General features: G+C 69.6%; 19 protein-coding genes. 9 read left to right on the top strand and 10 right to left on the bottom strand.

All coding sequences use genetic code 11. From position 1 onward, the window contains the following. Positions 1-50 precede the first annotated feature (50 nt). The gene (lpdA, locus tag ACFORO_RS30570; RefSeq protein ID WP_377869714.1) at positions 51-1,424 is read right to left on the bottom strand and encodes a dihydrolipoyl dehydrogenase; all 1,374 of its coding nucleotides are present in this window, start codon (positions 1,422-1,424) and stop codon (positions 51-53) included. Between the two features lie 193 nt (positions 1,425-1,617). Between lpdA and ACFORO_RS30575 the strand changes: the two genes are divergently transcribed. Beyond that, the gene (locus ACFORO_RS30575) at positions 1,618-1,965 is read left to right on the top strand and encodes an oxidoreductase (protein ID WP_377869715.1); all 348 of its coding nucleotides are present in this window, start codon (positions 1,618-1,620) and stop codon (positions 1,963-1,965) included. A gap of 460 nt (positions 1,966-2,425) precedes the next feature. Here ACFORO_RS30575 and ACFORO_RS30580 read toward each other — a convergent pair whose 3' ends face one another. Further along, positions 2,426-3,409 (bottom strand): SMI1/KNR4 family protein, encoded by a 984-nt coding sequence (locus ACFORO_RS30580; RefSeq protein ID WP_377869716.1) that lies wholly within the window; start codon positions 3,407-3,409, stop codon positions 2,426-2,428. A gap of 119 nt (positions 3,410-3,528) precedes the next feature. Then, complete coding sequence (locus ACFORO_RS30585; protein ID WP_377869717.1) at positions 3,529-5,031, bottom strand: leucyl aminopeptidase; 1,503 nt, start codon at positions 5,029-5,031, stop codon at positions 3,529-3,531. A gap of 102 nt (positions 5,032-5,133) precedes the next feature. Between ACFORO_RS30585 and ACFORO_RS30590 the strand changes: the two genes are divergently transcribed. Together ACFORO_RS30590 and ACFORO_RS30595 are read left to right on the top strand one after the other, a co-directional pair. After that, the gene (locus ACFORO_RS30590; RefSeq protein WP_377869718.1) at positions 5,134-5,991 is read left to right on the top strand and encodes a sulfatase; all 858 of its coding nucleotides are present in this window, start codon (positions 5,134-5,136) and stop codon (positions 5,989-5,991) included. Beyond that, positions 5,984-6,637, top strand: coding sequence for a DUF402 domain-containing protein (locus tag ACFORO_RS30595; protein WP_377869719.1), 654 nt, complete (start codon positions 5,984-5,986; stop codon positions 6,635-6,637). Before ACFORO_RS30590 ends, ACFORO_RS30595 begins: the two co-directional genes overlap by 8 nt. On the opposite strand, the gene ACFORO_RS30600 is transcribed toward ACFORO_RS30595, so the two are convergent. Beyond that, on the bottom strand, positions 6,609-6,911 hold the full coding sequence (locus ACFORO_RS30600) for a hypothetical protein (RefSeq protein ID WP_354751107.1): 303 nt from the start codon (positions 6,909-6,911) through the stop codon (positions 6,609-6,611). The genes ACFORO_RS30595 and ACFORO_RS30600 overlap by 29 nt on opposite strands. 96 nt (positions 6,912-7,007) lie before the next feature. Between ACFORO_RS30600 and ACFORO_RS30605 the strand changes: the two genes are divergently transcribed. Then, the gene (locus ACFORO_RS30605; protein ID WP_377869720.1) at positions 7,008-8,111 is read left to right on the top strand and encodes a branched-chain amino acid aminotransferase; all 1,104 of its coding nucleotides are present in this window, start codon (positions 7,008-7,010) and stop codon (positions 8,109-8,111) included. 60 nt (positions 8,112-8,171) lie between these two features. On the opposite strand, the gene cobT is transcribed toward ACFORO_RS30605, so the two are convergent. Next, positions 8,172-9,242, bottom strand: a complete 1,071-nt coding sequence (gene cobT, locus ACFORO_RS30610; RefSeq protein ID WP_354751105.1) for a nicotinate-nucleotide--dimethylbenzimidazole phosphoribosyltransferase — start codon at positions 9,240-9,242, stop codon at positions 8,172-8,174. Between the two features lie 79 nt (positions 9,243-9,321). Here cobT and ACFORO_RS30615 point away from each other — a divergent pair, with 79 nt between their 5' ends. Continuing rightward, complete coding sequence (locus ACFORO_RS30615) at positions 9,322-10,023, top strand: IspD/TarI family cytidylyltransferase (protein ID WP_377869721.1); 702 nt, start codon at positions 9,322-9,324, stop codon at positions 10,021-10,023. A gap of 93 nt (positions 10,024-10,116) precedes the next feature. Here the strand turns inward: ACFORO_RS30615 and ACFORO_RS30620 are convergent, their stop codons facing one another. Next, positions 10,117-11,106: an aldo/keto reductase family protein gene (locus tag ACFORO_RS30620; protein ID WP_354751103.1), complete on the bottom strand. Its 990-nt coding sequence runs from the start codon at positions 11,104-11,106 to the stop codon at positions 10,117-10,119. Between the two features lie 54 nt (positions 11,107-11,160). Beyond that, complete coding sequence (locus tag ACFORO_RS30625; protein ID WP_377869722.1) at positions 11,161-11,820, bottom strand: DUF3043 domain-containing protein; 660 nt, start codon at positions 11,818-11,820, stop codon at positions 11,161-11,163. Between the two features lie 144 nt (positions 11,821-11,964). Between ACFORO_RS30625 and ACFORO_RS30630 the strand changes: the two genes are divergently transcribed. Next, a complete protein-coding gene (locus ACFORO_RS30630; protein WP_116203874.1) occupies positions 11,965-12,342 on the top strand; it encodes a HesB/IscA family protein in 378 nt (125 codons plus the stop codon). 94 nt (positions 12,343-12,436) lie between these two features. Here the strand turns inward: ACFORO_RS30630 and ACFORO_RS30635 are convergent, their stop codons facing one another. Then, a complete protein-coding gene (locus ACFORO_RS30635; protein WP_354751101.1) occupies positions 12,437-12,622 on the bottom strand; it encodes a hypothetical protein in 186 nt (61 codons plus the stop codon). Positions 12,623-12,776: 154 nt separating this feature from the next. Between ACFORO_RS30635 and ACFORO_RS30640 the strand changes: the two genes are divergently transcribed. Next, the gene (locus tag ACFORO_RS30640; protein ID WP_377869723.1) at positions 12,777-13,766 is read left to right on the top strand and encodes a carbohydrate kinase family protein; all 990 of its coding nucleotides are present in this window, start codon (positions 12,777-12,779) and stop codon (positions 13,764-13,766) included. A 353-nt stretch (positions 13,767-14,119) separates the two neighbouring features. On the opposite strand, the gene asnB is transcribed toward ACFORO_RS30640, so the two are convergent. Then, complete coding sequence (asnB, locus tag ACFORO_RS30645; RefSeq protein WP_354750227.1) at positions 14,120-16,054, bottom strand: asparagine synthase (glutamine-hydrolyzing); 1,935 nt, start codon at positions 16,052-16,054, stop codon at positions 14,120-14,122. A 212-nt stretch (positions 16,055-16,266) separates the two neighbouring features. On the opposite strand from asnB, the gene ctaC reads away from it, so the two are divergent. After that, positions 16,267-17,214: an aa3-type cytochrome oxidase subunit II gene (gene ctaC, locus ACFORO_RS30650; protein WP_354750229.1), complete on the top strand. Its 948-nt coding sequence runs from the start codon at positions 16,267-16,269 to the stop codon at positions 17,212-17,214. 32 nt (positions 17,215-17,246) lie between these two features. Then, positions 17,247-17,669: a cytochrome c oxidase subunit 4 gene (locus tag ACFORO_RS30655; RefSeq protein ID WP_377875875.1), complete on the top strand. Its 423-nt coding sequence runs from the start codon at positions 17,247-17,249 to the stop codon at positions 17,667-17,669. Between the two features lie 10 nt (positions 17,670-17,679). On the opposite strand, the gene ACFORO_RS30660 is transcribed toward ACFORO_RS30655, so the two are convergent. Next, positions 17,680-18,588, bottom strand: a complete 909-nt coding sequence (locus tag ACFORO_RS30660) for a DMT family transporter (protein WP_377875877.1) — start codon at positions 18,586-18,588, stop codon at positions 17,680-17,682. Positions 18,589-18,668: the final 80 nt, after the last annotated feature.

Below are 18,668 nucleotides of genomic sequence, written 5' to 3' on the forward strand. Positions count from 1 at the left end.
GCTGGCTCCCTTGATCGCTAAGACGTGGTCTGGATTGTGCTGGTTGCGCGTCAGCTGTGCACGTGCAGCGGCTTGCCCGCGAGGGCGAGGAACGCTTCGCCGAGTGCCTCGGTCTGCGTGGGGTGCGCGTGGATCAGCGGGGCGACGTCCTCCGGGAACGCCTCCCAGCTGTAGATCAGCTGCGCTTCGCCGATCAGCTCGCCGACCCGGTCGCCGACCATGTGCACGCCGACGACGGGGCCGTCCGGCGCCTTCACCAGCTTCACGCCGCCGGAGGTCTTGAGGATCTGGCTCTTGCCGTTGCCGCCGAGGTCGTAGGTGAACGTGGTGACGTCCGAGCCGTACTTCTCCTTGGCCTGGGCTTCGGTGAGCCCGACCGAGGCGACCTCGGGGTGCGAGTAGGTGACGCGCGGGATGCCGCGCTCGTCGATGACGCGCGGGTTCAGGCCGGCGATCTCCTCGGCCACGAAGATGCCCTGCTGGAAGCCGCGGTGCGCGAGCTGAAGGCCCGGCACGATGTCGCCGACCGCGTACACGTTCGGCAGGTTGGTGCGGAGCCGGTCGTCGGTGAGCACGAAGCCGCGGTCGATCTGGACGCCCGCCTCCTCGTAGCCGTGCCCGGCCGAGTTCGGGCCGCGGCCGACGGCGACGAGCAGCAGGTCGGCTTCCAGCGTCTCGCCGGACTCCAGCGACACGCTGACGCCGTTGTCGTCCTGCTTCGCGCCGGTGAACCGGACGCCGGTCTTGAAGCCGATCTTGCGGCGGCGGAACGCGCGCTCGAGCTGCTTGGAGGCGTACTCGTCCTCGTTCGGGACCAGCCGCGGGAGCGCCTCGACCACGGTGACGTCGACCCCGAAGGAGGCCCACACGCTGGCGAACTCCACGCCGATCACGCCGCCGCCGAGCACGACGACCTTCTTCGGCACGTAGTCCAGCGTCAGCGCCTGCTCGCTCGCGATGATGCGGCCGCCGAGCTCGAGGCCGGGAAGCGTGCGCGAGTAGGAACCGGTGGCGAGGATGACGTTCTTGCCGGTGTACCGGGTGCCTTCGACCTCGACGGTCGTGCCGCCGACGAACCGGCCGGTGCCCTCGACGAGGTTCACCTTGTGCGCCTTGGCCAGGCCCTGGAGGCCCTTGTACAGCCGGGAGACGATGCCGTCCTTGTACTTGTTCACCCCCGCGATGTCGATGCCCTCGAACACGGCCTTGACGCCGAACGTCTCGGCGTCGCGGGCCTCGTCGGCGACCTCGGCGGCGTGCAGCAGGGCCTTGGTCGGGATGCAGCCCCGGTGGAGGCAGGTCCCGCCCAGCTTGTCCTTCTCGATCAGCGTGACGGAAAGGCCCAGCTCGGCCGCGCGGAAGGCCGCGGCGTAGCCGCCCGATCCGCCTCCCAGGATCACGAGGTCGGCGGAGGTGTCGCTCACTTCAATAACTCCTCGGCAGCGATAGGGGTGAAGCTTCGGTCGCCGCGGCACCCGGTATAAACGCGCGCGCGACAACAGCCATCTTGTCACTACGCCGATCGGCGTTGCGACCTAGCCGGGCCAAGGCGACACTGCGACACCGGCCACACGCGCCACCGGGAATAATGGAGGCCGGACTCTCACCTGAAGAAAGGTGGTCGAAGTGGGGATCTTCGACTCGTTGCGCCGCCGCGGCAGACGCGGCCCGTCCGCTGGAGCAAGCCGCTCCGGAGGTCAGGCCGATACCCGCTACCTGCAGGAATGGGCTGCCGCGCGTCGCGGAGTGGAAGCCTTCGTCGAGCCGAAAACCACGGTGACCGACACCACTGTGGTGCTCGTCGCGCACGACGGCGAATGGACCCGGCGGCGCATCGGAAGCTTCGACGCCGCGCAGCGGTTCGGGCACAAGAACACGATTCCGGTGTACGAGGTCGCGCGCGTCGGCTACCCGCAGCGCATGCGCGACTACACCGAACGGCAGAAGCGCCGCCCGGGCAGCTGAGCCTGGTGCTCGCTCGCCGTAGTCGGCGGGGCTGAATTCTTGGGGTGGCTCGTCGCCTGGCGGCGACATCGGCCCTGGCGTGCGTGGGGCACCCCGAAGCTTGATTGTGCTGACGGTTCGGGGGTGCTTGTCAAGGCGGGAAAGATGCCTTGACAAGCACCCCCGAACCGCAGGGAGGCTTCGTATCGGGGTGCGGGGGAGGGGCTGGGTGCCTCGATCGTTGAGTGCGTCGGTGCGGTTGGCGGGTGCTGGGGGCTAGCGCCCCAATGCGGCATTGGGTGCATGTGACGCACCGAATGCCACATTGGGTGCGTGGGACGCACCGAATGCCACATTGGGTGCGTGGGACGCACCCAATGCCGCATTGGGGCGCATCGCGGCGGGCGGTGGTCGTGAGGGGAACCCTGAGGGAATCTGGGTTCGTGAGGGTTCCCCTCACGGACTTCAGCGGGTGGGTGAGTCACGCACTCGCTTCCAGCAGCCGGTGATGGTGTTCCAGCAATGCGCGGAACGAGTCGTGCGCGGTGCTGCCGTAGGTGAGGTCGACCTCGACCGCTCGCCAGCTGTCGCCGGTGTGCGTGAGCAGGACCGTGGCGGGGTCGGAGACGATCACGACGGTGCCGTTGGCGCGCAGTTCGCGGGCGGGCAGCAGGCGCGGGAACACCACGTCCGCGGGCAATCCGTCCGTGATCGCCAGGAACTCTCGGTAGTCGTCGGGCAGGCGGAAGCCGAGGCGGTGTTCAGTCGCGGCCAGGTCGGCTTGCGACACCGGGGCGAGGGCGCGTTGTCCGCGCAGCCGGAGGATCGCGGCGACCAGTTCCGGCAGGCTGCCCGGGCCGGTCGGATGGCGTTCGCGCAGCGCGGCGATCAGTGCGCCCGCGCACTGGTCCGGCCACTCCGCGCCGAGGCCGAGCGGGTCCGCGCCGGCGGCCAGCCGGGCGGCGAGTGGGCGGGTGGCGGCGAGCGTCGCGACGTCTGGGTTCGGGTGGTTTTCCACTAGCGTGGCCCACGCGTCGAGGTCGGCGGCGGCCAGTGCGTCGCGCACTGGATCCGGTCGTTCCGGGGCGATCGCGGAGACCACCCCGGCGACGGGCGAACCGTCGAAGAGACCGTCTAAATCGGACACTCGGCGGGCGAGAAGTGCTTGGTGGGCTTGCTCTTCCGCGTCCAGGTCGAGCGGGACGAGGGCGTCTGCCCATTGTGGACGGTCGCCGCGCGCCTCGAAGAGCATCGCCCAGGCTCGGGCGCGCACGGCGTCGTCGGCGAGGACGGATGTCGGGCGGCCGGTTACTGCGTGCCATTGCGTGACAAGACGATCCGCGGCGCCGGACGCGCCCGCGGTCGCGAGGAGGAGCGCGGCGTGGCCGATCCGGCGGTCAGCGGCGGCCTCGTCGGCGGTGAGTACGTCGCGGACGGCGGTTTCGAGGTAGTCGTCGCGCTGCATGAACGCGAGCGTGCCACACGGCTTGGCCGGCCCCAATGCCACATTGGGTGCATCTGACGCACCGAATGCCACATTGGGTGCGCTGGGCGCACCCAACGTGGCATTCGGGCGTAAGCGGGTCAGCCCTGGTCGGCGATGTCCGCCAGCACCGCGGCGATGGTGCGGACCGGGACGCCGGTGCCGCCCTTGCCGGTGTAGCCCCACGGGCCGCCGGAGTTGAAGGCCGGGCCCGCGACGTCGAGGTGCACCCACGGCAGGTCCGCGGGCACGAACTCGCGCAGGAAGACGCCCGCGACGAGCATGCCCGCCCAGCGCTGGCCGGTGACGTTCGCGATGTCCGCGAGCCGCGAGTCGAGGTCGCCGCGCAGTTCGTCGGGCAGCGGCATCGCCCAGCCGCCCTCGCCGGTGGCCTGCATGATGCCCGCGACCCGGTCGCGGAACTCGTCCGAGCCCATCACACCGGAGATCCGGTTGCCCAGCGCGACCACCTGCGCGCCGGTCAGCGTGGCGGTCTCGATCAGGTAGTCCGGGTTCTCCTCGGCGGCGCGCACGATCGCGTCGGCGAGCACGAGCCGTCCCTCGGCGTCGGTGTTGAGCACCTCGACGGTCTTGCCGCCGTACATGGTGAGGACGTCGCCGGGGCGGTAGGAGGTCGCCGAGGGCAGGTTCTCCGCGAGCGGGATGTGCGCGGTGACCTCGAGCGGGTACTTCAGCTTCGCGGCCAGCACGACCGACGCGAGCACGGCGGCCGCGCCCGACATGTCGGAGGTCATGTGGTCCATGTTGGCGGCGGGCTTGAGCGAGATGCCGCCGGAGTCGAAGGTGATGCCCTTGCCGACCAGCGCGACCTTCTTGCCCGCCTTCGCCGGCTTCCAGCTGACGCGCAGCAGGCGCGGCGGCCGCGACGAACCGCCGCCGACGCCGAGGATGCCGCCGAAGCCCTTGCGCTTGAGGACCTTCTCGTCGAGCACCTCGAACTCGAGGCCGTTCGCCTCGGCGAGCTTCTTCGCGCGGTCCGCGAAAGACGCCGGGAAGAGGTCGTTCGGCGGGGTGTTGATCAGGTCGCGGGCGATGATCACCGATTCGGCGATGAACCCGGCCGCCTTGAGGGTGGCCTTGTGCTCGCGCGCGGTGCCCTCGGCCGGGCTGACCAGGTCGGCCTTCGCCAGCGGGGCGTCGCCCTTCTCCGAGCGGTACTCGGTGAAGACGTACGCGCCCAGCGCGATGCCTTCGGTGGCGGCGTGCAGGTCGACGGCCGACAGCGTGACGAACGCCCGCTCGGTGCCGCTCAGCGTGCGGGCCGCGGCACCGGCCGCGCGGCGCACCTGCTCGGCGGTGATCTCCCCGTCCTTCGGCTTGCCGAGGCCGACGGCCAGCACGACGCCCGCGGGCAGCTTGCCCAGCGTCGGCAGCTTCACGATCTCCTCGGCCTTGCCGGACGCGCCGAGCGTGCCCAGCACCTCGGCGAGCTTGCCGTCGAACGCCGCGTCGGCGACCTCGGAGCCGGCGGCGAGCGCGAGGCCGTCCTCGCCCTGGAGGGTGCCGATCACGACGACGTCGGCGCGGGTCTTGCCCAATGCCGCACCCGTGTTCTCGGAGAGGGCAAGCTTCGGCACGGTCACTTCTGGCTCCTCGCGACGTCGCGGTGGTGCCGGGCGATCTGCCCGGTCGATCGTGAGCCATGCTAATGACAAAGCCATCCGGACGGGGGAAGGGGGATCGCGGTGCGGCTCGCGGGAGCACTCCTGGTGACGCTGGCGGCAGGCGCCGCCGGGGCCGGGTTTTGGGTGCTCGCCGGGGTTGTGCTCGCCGCGCTGGCCGCGGTCGCGGCTTCCCGGCTGCCCGCGCTCGGCGACGATCCGGCTGCCCGGATCGTCGGCGGATTATCCCGGCTGACACAGATTGTCGTGCTCGCGCAAGCCTTCGGCGCGTATGTCTTCCCGCTGCGGCCCGGATACGCCGCCGCTGCGCTGGTCGTGTTCGTCGCCGCGGCGGGCTTCGCCGGGCTCCGGTTGCCGGATCTGCTGGTCAAGTGGGTATCGGGCGTGCTGCTGGCCGCCGCGGCGGTGCTGGTGGCCATGTGTCTCGCGGTCGCTCCGGTATCGCAGACGGGCGGATTCGGGACGCCGAACGCGGCCGCGATCGTCGTCGCGGCGTTGTTCCTGCTGCCGTTCCTGATTCCGGAACCAGGGGAGCGGAGCACCGGACGCGCGATCGTTCTGGGCCTGGTCGCGGTCATCGTCACCGCGGTGACGCTCTTCCAGCTGGGTCCGGTTCGGCTCGGGTTGTCCGGGACAGCGATGCGGGACCTGCTCTCCGCGGCGGACGCCGGGCAGCTTCAGCCGTTGCTCACGGTGATCGCAGTGCTGGCCACTCTTCCCGCTGCATTCACGACTTTCGTCGGGGCGCGGCAGCGGTTTGCGCCGTCCGGCGGGGCTCCGGTCGCGGTCGGCGCACTGCTGGCAGCGGCCGCCGCGGCGTTCGTCCCGCTGCCGGCGGTGCTGCTCGCGGCCGGGCTCGGCGCGGTCGTCGAAGTGCTGCTGCGGGTGCGGGTTCGTCGCTACCGTGGCGTCCATGACTGAGCACCGCTGGGCGCCGGGACAGACAGTCGTCGAACGTTTCGTCCGCCCGGACGGCAGCATCGGCCAGCACCATCCGCTGCGCGTGGTCTCCGACGACGGCGAGACGCTGCTCGGCTGGCTCCCGCTCGGCACGCCGATCGTCGGCAGCAGGCTCGCGGACGGCCGAAGCCTGCGCGAAGCGCCCCTGGAACAACGGTTTCGCGAGCCGCGCGTGCGGGTGCCGGACATCTGGCACGGCACCTCGACGCTGCGGCTGATTCCCGACGATGCCTGGTCGTCGGTGTGGTGGTTCTTCGAGGCGGACGGACGGTTCCGCGACTGGTACGTGAACCTCGAAATCCCGCGCGGGCGCACCGAAACCGGCCCGGACCGCGTCGACGGCATCCTCGACCTGGTCGTGACGCCGGGCGCGGGCTGGAAGTGGAAGGACGAGGACGAAGCCGAGGCGGCCGTCGAGGCGGGGCGGCTCACCACCGCCGAACTCGACACGCTGCGCGCGGAAGGCGAACGGATGGGCGCGCTGGCCGAGCGGGGCGCGTATCCGTTCGACGGCACGCACACCGATTTCCGCCCGGACCCGGGCTGGCCCGCGCCGGAGCTGCCCGCCGGACTCCGGCCTACTGGGCCAGCAGGACCAGCGCGATGAACAGCACGATGTTGACGACGAGCAGGATCACCACCGATTTGGTCGGCACGTTCCTGGCGATCACCTGGCCGTGCAGGTTCTTCCACCAGTAGATGCCGAACCCGGCGACGACCAGGCCGAGGAAGAAGCCGAACCCGCTGGAAAGCAGGCCCCAGCCGACCATCCCGAGCATTCCGGCCCCGAAGGTCAGCAGGGCCGCGGTGCCGAAGGTCTTGACGTCCGGCCCGGCGCCCGGCCCGGCTTGGCGTGCTGGTTGAGTGCTCACGCCGTCCATCGTAGTGGGGTGACGCTGCGAGCGCGGGGCAGCGCGGCGAGTAAAACCACAGGACTTCCGACTAACGTGCTTCCGACCAAGCGTTATTGTCTAAGCATGACGACAGCGACGCAGTTCACTCACGTTCCGAACCCGAGCCCCGCGAGTGCTGAACGCGTCGCCGAGGTACTTGCCAAGCCGGGGTTCGGCACGCACTTCACCGACCACATGGTCACCGTGCGCTACAGCACCGAGAAGGGCTGGCACGACGCCAAGGTCGGGCCGTACGAACCGTTTTCCCTCGACCCGGCCACGTCCGTGCTGCACTACGGGCAGGCCATCTTCGAGGGCCTCAAGGCCTACCGGCAGCCGGACGGCACGATCGCCGCGTTCCGGCCGGACGCCAACGCACAGCGGTTCCGCGAATCCGCCGAGCGGCTCGCGATGCCGCAGCTGCCGGTGGAGACCTTCGTCGACTCGCTGCGCGAGCTGATCGCCGTCGACGAGCGCTGGGTGCCGACCCGCGAGGGCGATTCCCTGTACCTGCGCCCGTTCATGATCTCCACCTCGGCGGGACTGGGCGTGAACAGCCCGGCCGACGAGTACGTCTTCGCGGTCATCGCCTCGCCGGCCGGCTCGTACTTCAGCGGCGGCGTGAAGCCGGTCAGCGTGTGGCTGTCCACTGAGTACGTGCGCGCGGCCCCCGGCGGCACCGGCGCGGCGAAGTGCGCGGGCAACTACGCGGCGTCCTTCGTGGCGCAGGCGCAGGCTGTCGAGAAGGGCTGCGACCAGGTGGTGTGGCTCGACGCGGTCGAGCGCCGCTGGGTCGAGGAGATGGGCGGGATGAACCTGTTCTTCGTCTTCGGCTCGGGCGACGACGTCCGCGTGGTCACGCCGGAGCTGACCGGTTCGCTGCTGCCGGGCGTCACCCGGAAGTCGTTGCTGCAGCTGGCGAAGGACGCCGGGCACAAGGTCGAGGAGCGCCGGATCTCCACTGACGAATGGGAGAAGGCGGCCGCCTCGGGCGAGCTGACCGAGGTGTTCGCGTGCGGCACGGCGGCGGTCATCACGCCGGTCGGCCACGTGAAGCACGGCGGCGGCGAGTTCTCGATCTCCGGCGGGCAGCCGGGCTCGGTCACCATGGCCCTGCGCGAGCAACTCGTCGGCATCCAGGAAGGCACCCGTCCGGCCCCCGCGGGCTGGATGACCCCGCTCAGCTGAAGCTGTCCGTGAAGGGCTCCTTGAGGGAATCAGATTCCTTCAAGGAGCCCTTCACGGCTTTCAGGACGAGAGCGGGCCGGACACGCCGGATTGCTCGTGCGTGGTCATTTCCGCGAGCACGCGGCTGGCCATCATCAGCAGCGGCAGCGCGGTGACCGCGCCGGTGCCCTCACCGAGGCGGACGTCGAGGTCGAGCAGCGCGCCGAGGTCCAGCTGCTCCAGCGCGAGCGCGTGCGCGGGTTCGCCGGTGAGCTGCCCGGACATCCACCAGCGGCGGGCACCGGGAGCGAGTTCTTCGGCGACGAGCGCGGCGGAGCAGACGACCAGGCCGTCGAGCACCACCGGCGTGCGGCGGACTGCCGCCTGCGCGAGAAAGCCCGCCATCGCGGCGATATCGGCACCAGAAGACGTCCGCAGCAGCGCGAGCGGGTCCGCCAGCACCGCACGGGCCCGGCGCAGCGCGTCGCGGACCGCGGCGGCCTTGCGCATCCAGGTGTTGTCGTCGATGCCCGAACCGCGGCCGACCACGGCGACCGGCTCGCTGCCGGTCAGCGCCGCGACCAGCACCGACGCCGGGGTGCTGTTGCCGATGCCCAGGTCGCCCGCGATCAGCAGGTCGGCACCGCCGTCGACCTCCGCGTCGGCGATCTTGCGGCCGGCATTGACCGCTGCGCGTACTTCAGCGTCGGTGAGCGCGTCCTCGACGTCGATCGAGCCGGAACCGCGGCGCACCTTGAACTCGCCGATCGACCGCATCGCGGATTCCTCGGTGTCCACGGCCATGTCGACCACGCGCACGCCCGCGCCCGCCGCCGCGGCGAGCACGTTGATCGCCGCGCCGCCGGTCAGCATGGTGCCGACGAGCTGCGAGGTGACCTCCCGCGGATACGCCGAGACGCCCTTCTGCGCGATGCCGTGATCGCCGGCGAACACGACGACGCGCGGCCGGGTGAACGGCCGCGGCGGGGCCTGGCCCTGGCACGAGGAGATCCACACGCCCAGCTCTTCCAGCCTGCCGAGCGAGCCCGCGGGTTTGACGAGCTTGTCGTGCAGCGCGATCGCGCCCGACCGGGCCTGGTCGCTCGGCGGTTCGATCTCGCCGAACTCGATGCCCGTTTCGCCGGTGTCCACAGCCAGGTTTCCTTTCGCCGCTGGGCGTCCCGGGGCCCAACCTACCGCCGTGGGGGCGGGGCCCTTAGGGTCGGTCGGCGTGCGGGAATCGACGGCGGCCGGGGTCGTGCTGGCCAGTGGTGCGGGGACCCGGGTCGGGGCCGCGCTGAACAAGGTCTACCTGCCGGTGGCGGGCAGGCGCGTGGTGGCGTGGTCGCTGGACGCGTTCGCCGCGGCGGCCGGGATCGGCGTGCTGGTGCTGGTGATCCGGCCCGAGGACGCGCCGCTGGCCGAGGAAGTGCTCGCCGGGCTGTCCGCGCCGGTCGAGATCGTGCCCGGCGGCGCGACGCGGCAGGCCTCCGAGCTGAACGCGCTGCGCCATCTCGCGCCGCGGATCGCCGACGGGACAGTGGATTCCGTGCTGCTGCACGACGGGGCCCGCCCGCTGGTGACGCCGGAGCTGATCTCCGCGGTGCTGGAACGGACCCGGGAAGACGGGGGAGCGGTACCGGGCTTGGCCGCGGACGACGTGGTCTCGATGGCCGGACCGGACAAGGTGGCGGGCCCGTTGCCGGGCGCGATCCGGGTGCAGACCCCGCAGGGCTTCCGGGCGCAACCGCTGCTGGCGGCTTACGAACAGGCTGCCGCGGAAGGCTTTCTCGGCACGGACACGGCCTCGTGCATGGAGCGATTCTCCGCGCTGCCGGTGCGGTGGGTGCCCGGCAGCGCGGAGAACGTGAAGATCACCTATCCGCACGACCTCGCGGTGGCGGAGCGGTTTCTGCTGCGGCCTTCTCCGTAACCGCCGCAGCGCCCGCGGGAGGTCCGTGAAGGGCTCCTTGCGGGAATCTAATTCCCGCAAGGAGCCCTTCACGGACGAACCCAGCTGCGGTGATCAGGGGGCGACGGTGAGCGCAGGGTCGCTGATCACGACGTCGCCGAGCGCCTCGTCGATCGCGGTCAGCAGCTCCGGCTCGAGCTTGACGCCCGCCGCCTTGACGTTGTCGTAGACCTGCTCCGGCCGCGAGGCCCCGATGATCGCCGACGCGACGTTCGGGTTCTGCAGCACCCACGCGACGGCGAGCTGCGCCATCGACAGCCCGGCGTCGGCCGCCAGCGGCTCCAGCTTCGCGACCGCGGTGAGGGTCTTCTCGTCGAGGAAGCGCTTCACCATGTTCGCGCCGCCGTTCTCGTCGGTCGCGCGCGAACCGGCGGGCAGCGGCTGGCCCACCTTGTACTTGCCGGTCAGGACGCCCTGCGCCACCGGCGACCAGACGATCTGGCTCAGGCCCTCGCGCTCGGAAGCGGGCACGACCTGCGACTCGATGACCCGCCACAGCATCGAGTACTGCGGCTGGTTCGACACGAACGGGATCTTCAGCTCGCGGGCGAGCGCCGCGCCGCGCGAGATCTGCTCGGCGTTCCACTCCGAGACGCCGATGTAGAGCGCCTTGCCCTGGCGGACCAGGTCGGCGAACGCCTGCATCGTCTCTTCCAGCGGCACCGTGCGGTCGAAGCGGTGCGCCTGGTAGAGGTCGACGTAGTCGGTGCCGAGCCGCTTGAGCGACGCGTTGGCCGACTCGATGATGTGCTTGCGCGAGAGGCCCTTGTCGTTCGGGCCCTTCGGACCGGTGGGCCAGAAGACCTTGGTGAAGATCTCCAGGCTCTCCCGGCGCTGGCCCTTGAGGCCGCGCCCGAGCACGGATTCGGCGGCGGTGTTCGCGTAGACGTCAGCCGTGTCGAAGGTCGTGATGCCTGCGTCGAGCGCCGCCTTGATGCAGGCCTGCGCCTGGTCCTCCTCGACCTGGGACCCGTGGGTCAGCCAGTTGCCGTAGGAGATCTCACTGATGTTGAGGCCGCTGCGGCCGAGACGTCGAAACTCCATGCCCACAGGGTAAACGTTTCGTTCGCCAGGCTAACGACCTGTGTGCCGCACGGCTCAGTCCGGGATCGGGTCCCCGGCCTTCAGCCGCGGCTTCGGAACCCGCAGCTTGCGGATCTGGCTCGCCCGCACGAACGCGTACCAGCCGACGCCGCGCGTGGCCGTCGACGGTTCCTTCGGGAAGCGTTCCCGGACCAGCTTCGAGATCTTGCGGCCGTTCACGAAGCCCTCGATGGCCATGACCAGCAGCATCGCCATGCAGACCAGGGTGATGTACTGCTGCACCGCCGGCGCGGGGACCAGCAGCGCGAGGAACACCAGGATCGCCAGCGGCATGAACAGGCCGAGGATGTTGCGCCGGGAGTCGACCAGGTCGCGGACGTACGCCTTGACCGGGCCCTTGTCGCGCGGCGGCAGGTACTTGTCGTCGCCCGACATCATCCGCTCGCGGCGGACGCGGGCGGCCTCCTTGCGGTCTTCCTTGCTGACCGGGTTGGCCTTGCGCAGCTCTTTGTTGCGCTTCATCGCCTCGCGCATGGAGGTGGGCGGCGCCGCGACCGGCCCGCGCTTGCGCCCCTCGGCCTCGCGCCGCTTCGGCGTGGCCTTGCCCTTTCCCGGCGTGTACGACTTGCTCGTGACCGTGGAATCGACAGCGGCGGCCTCGGCCGCGGAGTCGTCGGCGGCGGGGTCAGTGGTGCTTCGGCGCAGGAACCTCACCTCACCAGGGTATTGCAGGCGTCACGGCTTTGTTCACCAGGTCGTTCCATATGCGACGATGGAGGGGAACAGATCGGGCGAGTCCCGTGTTGTACGTACGACACGAGATGTACCCGCAGCGAGTTCGACCAAAGAGGGAGTGCCATGACGACCGCTGAGCAGACCGGTGCGGCTGCGGCCGAGACCGCCGAGGAGACCCACGGCGTGACGTTGACCGACGCCGCGGCCGCCAAGGCGAAGGCGCTGCTCGAACAGGAGGGCCGCGACGACATGCACCTGCGCATCGCCGTGCAGCCCGGCGGCTGTGCTGGCCTGCGCTACCAGCTGTTCTTCGACGAGCGCACGCTCGACGGCGACCTGTTCCGCGACTTCGACGGCCTGCAGGTGGCAGTGGACCGGATGAGCGCGCCGTACGTGACCGAGGCCGTGATCGACTTCGTCGACACCATCGAGAAGCAGGGCTTCACGATCGACAACCCGAACGCCACGGGTTCCTGCGCCTGCGGCGACAGCTTCCACTGAGTCCAGAGCCGACAACGGGCCCCGACGCATCCGCGCCGGGGCCCGTTGTTCGTTTCGGCCGCGGCTCGTTCGACTGCCGCGGAGATTCCCTGGATCAGACGTACGCGTCGAGGTCGGCGACCTGTGCGTGGCAGGCGTCGTCGACCGTCCACGGCCGCGCGGCCCTCGGCCGGGGCAGCCGGGCCTGGTCGGCGGCTTGCTCGGGGCGCAGCGCGGACGGGAGATGGGCGCAGTCGGCGATCAGGTCGCCGATCGTTTCCGGTTCGGTCGCGAGGTTCACGAACGTCACGCTATTCAGCTGGAGTTGAACGGGAAATGAGTACCGGCCGGTAGTGTCGGAACGTGGCGCGGAAACTACCCGGAAGGGTCATGACCAGCGGGTAACTTGCGTCAGGGCGCGAAAAGACAGCTCATCCACCTCGTGAGGAGAACCGGTGGCAGACAAGCCCAGGATCGCCGTGTCGGGCAGCATCGCGACAGACCATCTGATGCACTTCCCGGGGAGGTTCGCCGAGCAGCTCGTCGCCGAGCAGCTGCACCGGGTGTCGTTGAGCTTCCTCGCCGACGACCTCGTCGTGCGCCGCGGCGGCATCGGCGCGAACATCGCGTTCGGCCTCGGCGTGCTCGGCGTGCAGCCGGTGCTCGTCGGAGCCGTGGGCCAGGACTGGGCGGACTACCAGTCGTGGCTGCAGCGGCACGGCGTGGACACCGCCGGCGTGCTGGTGTCCGAGGTCGCGCACACCGCGCGCTTCGTGTGCACCACGGACGAGGACATGTGCCAGATCGCGACGTTCTACGCGGGCGCGATGGCGGAGTCTCGGAATATCGAGCTGGGGCCGATCTCGGACCGGGTCGGCGGGCTCGGGCTCGTGTTGATCAGCCCGGACGATCCTGAGGGCATGGTTCGGCACGCGCAGGAGTGCCGTCAGCGCGGGTACACGTTCGCGGTTGATCCCTCGCAGCAGCTGGCTCGGATGGACGGGGCGCAGGTGCGGGCGTTCGTGGAGGGGGCCAAGTATCTGTTCAGCAACGACTACGAGTGGGAGTTGCTGCTGCAGAAGACTGGCTGGACCGAGGCGGATGTGCTGGAGCGGGTCGGGTTGCGGATCACCACGCTGGGGGAGAAGGGCGTGGAGATCGTTGGGCGCGATGGGACTGCGCTGCAGATCGGGGCGGTGCCGGAGCGGGGGAAGGCTGATCCCACGGGGGTTGGGGATGGGTTCCGGGCTGGGTTTCTTGCCGCGGTTGATGGCGGGCTTAGTTTGGAGCGGGCTGCGCAGTTGGGGTGTTTGATCGCTGTGCTGGTGCTGGAGACTGTGGGGACGCAGGAGTGGACTTTGGAGCGCGGGGAGGCGTTGGGGCGGGTTCGCGAGGCGTTTGGGCCTGAGGCTGCTGAGGAGATTTCGGCGGTTTTGCCTGCTTGAGGGGGCGGCTCGTCGCCTGGCGGCGACATTGCGCCCATGGTTGCGTGGGGCACCCCGAAGCTTGATTGTGACGACGGCGCGGAGGTGCTTGTCAAGGCGGGAAAGATGCCTGACAAGCACCTCCGCGCCGCGTTTTTGGCTTCGTGTCGGGGTGCGGGGGTGGTGTGGGGTGCCTCGCTCGTTGGGTGCGCGGGCTGCGGTTTCGGGCTGGGGCTAGCGCCCCAATGCGGCGTTGGGTGCATGTGACGCACCGAACGCCACATTGGGTGCGTTGCGGCGGCGGGGGCGGGGGCGGGTCGTGAGGGGAACCCTGAGGGAATCAGATTCCCTCAGGGTTCCCCTCACGGACTTCGCTAGAGCTTGACTGGGTAGACCGGTTCCGGGATTTCCGGCTTGATGCGGTGTTCCACGAAGATTCCGTGCCACAGCATGAAGACCAGGAGCGCCCACAGTTGGCGGCTGCGGTCCAGTTGGCCTTCCTTGTGCTCGTCGAGCAGGCGCAGCACGGCGTTCTTGTCCAGCAGTTCGTCGGTCTTCGAGTCGTTGATGATGCCGCGGGCCCAGTCGTACATCTCGTTGCGCAGCCACAGGCGGATGGGCACCGGGAAGCCGAGCTTCTTCCGGTTCAGCACGTGGCCGGGGATGATCTTCGCCAAAGCCTGGCGCAGCGCGTACTTCGTGGTGCCGTGGGCGAGTTTCTGGTCCAGCGGGATCGAGGCGGCGACCTTGAACACCTCGGCGTCCAGGAACGGCACCCGCAGTTCCAGCGAGTTCGCCATGGTGACCTTGTCCGCCTTGACCAGGATGTCGCCGCGCAGCCAGGTGTAGAGATCCACGTGCTGCATCCGGGCCACGGGGTCCCAGCCGCGGGACACGTCGTACCAAGGGGCGGTGACGTCCTTGAAGCCGACGCCTTCCTCGTACGTCCGCAGCACCGCGCGCAGCTGCTCGTCGCGGAAGTTGCGGGCGTTGCCGTAGTAGCGGTCTTCCAGCGGAAGCGCGCCGCGGCGCAGGAGGTCCTTGCCTCGGGTGCCTTCGGGGATCTTCGTGGACACCTTGCCCAGCAGCTTGCGTACGCTGCCGGGGATTTTTTCGAACGGGGCCAGCGAAATCGGCTCGCCGTAGATCGTGTAGCCGCCGAACAGTTCGTCCGCGCCTTCGCCGGACAGCACGGCCTTCACGTGCTTGCGCGCCTCGCGGGCGATGAACCACAGCGGGACCAGCGCCGGGTCGGCGACCGGGTCGTCCAGGTACCAGACGATGAGCGGCAGCGCTTCCATCATCTCGTCCGCCGACACCGTGCGGACCACGTGCTTCACGCCGATCGCGGCGGCCGATTCCGCGGCCACGTCCACCTCGGAGTAGCCCTCGCGCTCGAATCCGGTGGTGAACGCGATCAGGTTCGGGTTGTGCTCCTTCGCGAGCGTCGCGGTCGCGGTGGAGTCGATGCCGCCGGAGAGGAACGCGCCGACGGTGACGTCCGGGTCGGAGATCATGTGCTTGCCGACCGAGTCGCGCATCACGTCGGCGATGCGCTCGTACAGCGCGTCGGCCTCGGCTTGGCCGTTGACCGGCTTCGCGGCGAACTTCGGGTGGAAGTAGCGGGTGAACTCGGTCTTCCCGCCCGGCGAGAGCCGGAACGAGGTGCCGGATTCGACGCGGCGGATCGCGGTGTGCAGCGATTCCGGCTCCGGCACGTACTGCAGGACCAGGTAGTGCTGCAGGGCCTTGCGGTCCAGCTCCTGCGCGACGCCGAGCGTGTCCGACAGCTCCAGCAGGCTCTTCTTCTCGCTGGAGAACGCGGTGCCCTTCGGGCCGGCGCTGTAGTAGAGCGGCTTGATGCCGAACGGGTCGCGCGCGCCGAAAACCACCTTTTCGGCCGAATCCCAGATCAGGAACGCGAACATGCCGCGCAGCTTTTCGACCGCTTTGTCGCCGAGGTAGTGATATGCCGCGACGATCGCCTCGCCGTCGCCTTCAGTGGCGAATTTCGCACCGAATTTTTCGGCGAGCTCGTCGCGCAGTTCGCGGTAGTTGTAGATCTCGCCGTTGAAGTTCAGCGTGTACCGGCCGGGAGCCTCTGGCGGACCCCACACCAGCGGCTGGTGCGCGTGGTCGACGTCGATGAAGGCGAGCCGGTTGAAGCCGTACACGACCTCGGCATCGGCCCAGGTGTCCTGCTCGTCAGGGCCGCGGTGGCGCTGGCAGCGCATCGCCGCGCCGACGCTCGCGCGGGCGTCCGCGGCGTCGTTTTCGGTCGCGCAGATCAGTCCAAGCAGGCCGCACACGTGTACTCACACACCTCAGGGTCGGGCCGGTCCGGGGAAGGGCCCAGTATGCCGGGGCGGGGCGCGTCGCCGGGAATGCGGGTGACGCGCGGCGCAACTGGTCACCCCTTGGTCAGCGGGAGCGGCCAACTCGGCTAGGCTCCGCCTGTCACGAAGATCGGTCGAAGAAGGCCCGGTGTGAGAGGGCCTGTTGGGTGAAAGGGCAGGGCGCAGTGGGAAAACCAGAGCGCACCCCGGTGGGTAAGCGGGTCGGGCGTGTCGCCGCGCTGGCCGTGCTGGTGGCGCTGACCGCGACGGGCTGCTCGGGAGACGAGATCCTCCGCTTCGGCTGGCCCAAGGGCGTCACGCCGCAGGCCGACCAGATGCGCACTCTCTGGACGTGGACGGTCGTCGCCGCGCTGGTCGTCGGCGCGATCGTGTGGGCCCTGATCTTCTGGACCGCGATCTTCCACCGCAAGAAGAAGGGCGCGGCCGCCGAAGGCCCCGAGGACCTGCCCCGGCAGTTCCAGTACAACATCCCGCTGGAGATCTTCACGGTCGTCCTCCCGACGATCATGGTCTGCGTGCTGTTCTTCTTCACCGCGACGACCGAGAGCAAGGTCCTCGACAAGAAGCCGAACCCGGACGTCGTCGTCGACGTGATCGCCTTCCAGTGGAACTGGGAGTTCAAGTACGAGGGCGACGCCGCCAAGCGCGCCGACGGCACCCAGGTGAGCACCGTCGGCTCCTCCGGCGAGATCCCGCTGCTCGTGCTGCCGACCAACAAGACGATCGAGTACCGGCTCCGCTCGACGGACGTCATCCACTCGTTCTGGGTCCCGGAGTTCAACTTCAAGCGCGACGTCATGCCGGACCCGGAGAAGAACAACCAGGACAGCTCGTTCCAGAACTCGATCGACCGCGAGGGATCGTTCGTCGGCCGCTGCGCCGAGCTGTGCGGGACGTACCATTCGGTGATGAACTTCGAGGTGCGGGCCTTGTCCCCGGACAAGTACGACCAGTACCTCAAGCTGCGCGCCGCGACGAACCCGAAGACCGGCAAGCCGAACACCGCGTCCGAGGCGCTGGCTTCGATGAACTGCGGCGAGCTGTGCAGCCCGTACGCGGTGACCACGAAGCCGTTCAACACCGACCGCACCGCGCGCACCGCGTCCAACTGACGGCGAACCAGAAGGAGCAGGGGACCAATCCCATGAAGGTCGAAGCCCGGATTTTCTACCTGGTGGCGGGGTTTGCCGTCCTCATGACCGCCGTCTACTGGGTCATGACCGCGCTCTTCACCACCGACCAGAAGGCTGAGCCGGTCGGCATCGTCGCGCTGTTCCTGACCGGCGGCCTGGCGTTCCTCGCCGGCAGCTACATGCAGTTCGTGTCCCGCCGGATCGAAGAGCGTCCGGAGGACCGCGAGGACGCCGAGATCAGCGACGGCGCGGGCGAGCTGGGCTTCTTCAGCCCGGGCAGCTACTGGCCGGTCGCGCTGGCCGCGTCGGCCGGTCTCGCCGGCCTCGCGCTCGCGTTCTTCCACATCTGGCTCCTCGTGATGGCGCTCGTGGCGCTGCTCATCGCGGTCGGCGGGCTGGTGTTCGAGTACCACACCGGTCCCGAGCACGACTGAGTTCTCCGCTTCACCGAGACGCCCGGCTGGGAATTCCCGGCTGGGCGTTTCGCGTATCCGCCTTGGCTCGCTGCGGGGCCAGCGCCGCGGCGAGCACCGCCAGCATCCCGAGGCCTTCGGGCCAGGTGAGCCGGTGGCCGAACGCCAGCATGTCCACCACGACCGCGACCACCGGGTACAGGTAGGACAGCAGCGCGACCGTCGTGGTCGGCAGCTTGCCGATGCTGGCGTACATCAGCACGTACATCACCGCCGTGTGCACCGTGCCCAGGAGCAGGAGCCACAGCAGCCCCGGAGCCGAACTCGGCAGCGGCGTGAAGATCAGCGCGGGCGCGAGCACGATCGCGCCGACCGTCAGCTGAACCGCGGCGAGCAGATGCGGCCGGATGTGCTTGAGCTGCTTCGCGATGAACGACTCACCGGCGTAGAGCAGGGCCGCGCCGAGCGCGAGCGCGATCCCCGCGAGCCGGACTGGGTGTCCGTCATCTCCTTGTGCGGAAAGGGAAATCACGACAACTCCGGCGAACGCCACGCCTGCTCGCATGAGGTGCGAACGGCCGACTTTCTCGCCGAGGAACATCGCCGCCATTCCGACCAGGATCAGCGGTTGGGTGTGGTAGACGACGGTGCTGACGCCGATGGACGACAGCGAGTAGGACGCGAACAGCAGCACCCAGTTGCCCACCAGCAGCAGTCCGCCCGCGACGGCGAGGAGCAGGTCGCGGCGGGTCGGCCGCCAGTCGCGGAACCAGCCGCGGGCGAGGGACCACACGACCAGCAGGACGCCGCCGACGAGGCAGCGGGCGAACGCGACCGCCGGGGCGGCCGCACCGCTTTCGAGCACGACCGCGCCGATCGTTCCGGACAACGCCATCGCCGCGGACCAATGCAGGACCGGGCGGGATTCGGGGTTCTTCATGCGTTCCAGATTCGCCTTCGCGGCGACGCTCAACCAGTGTCAGAGATGACAATGACCGCAAAACTTGTGACATCCTGGGC

Source organism: Amycolatopsis halotolerans (assembly GCF_042647905.1).
Classification (GTDB): domain Bacteria; phylum Actinomycetota; class Actinomycetes; order Mycobacteriales; family Pseudonocardiaceae; genus Amycolatopsis; species Amycolatopsis halotolerans.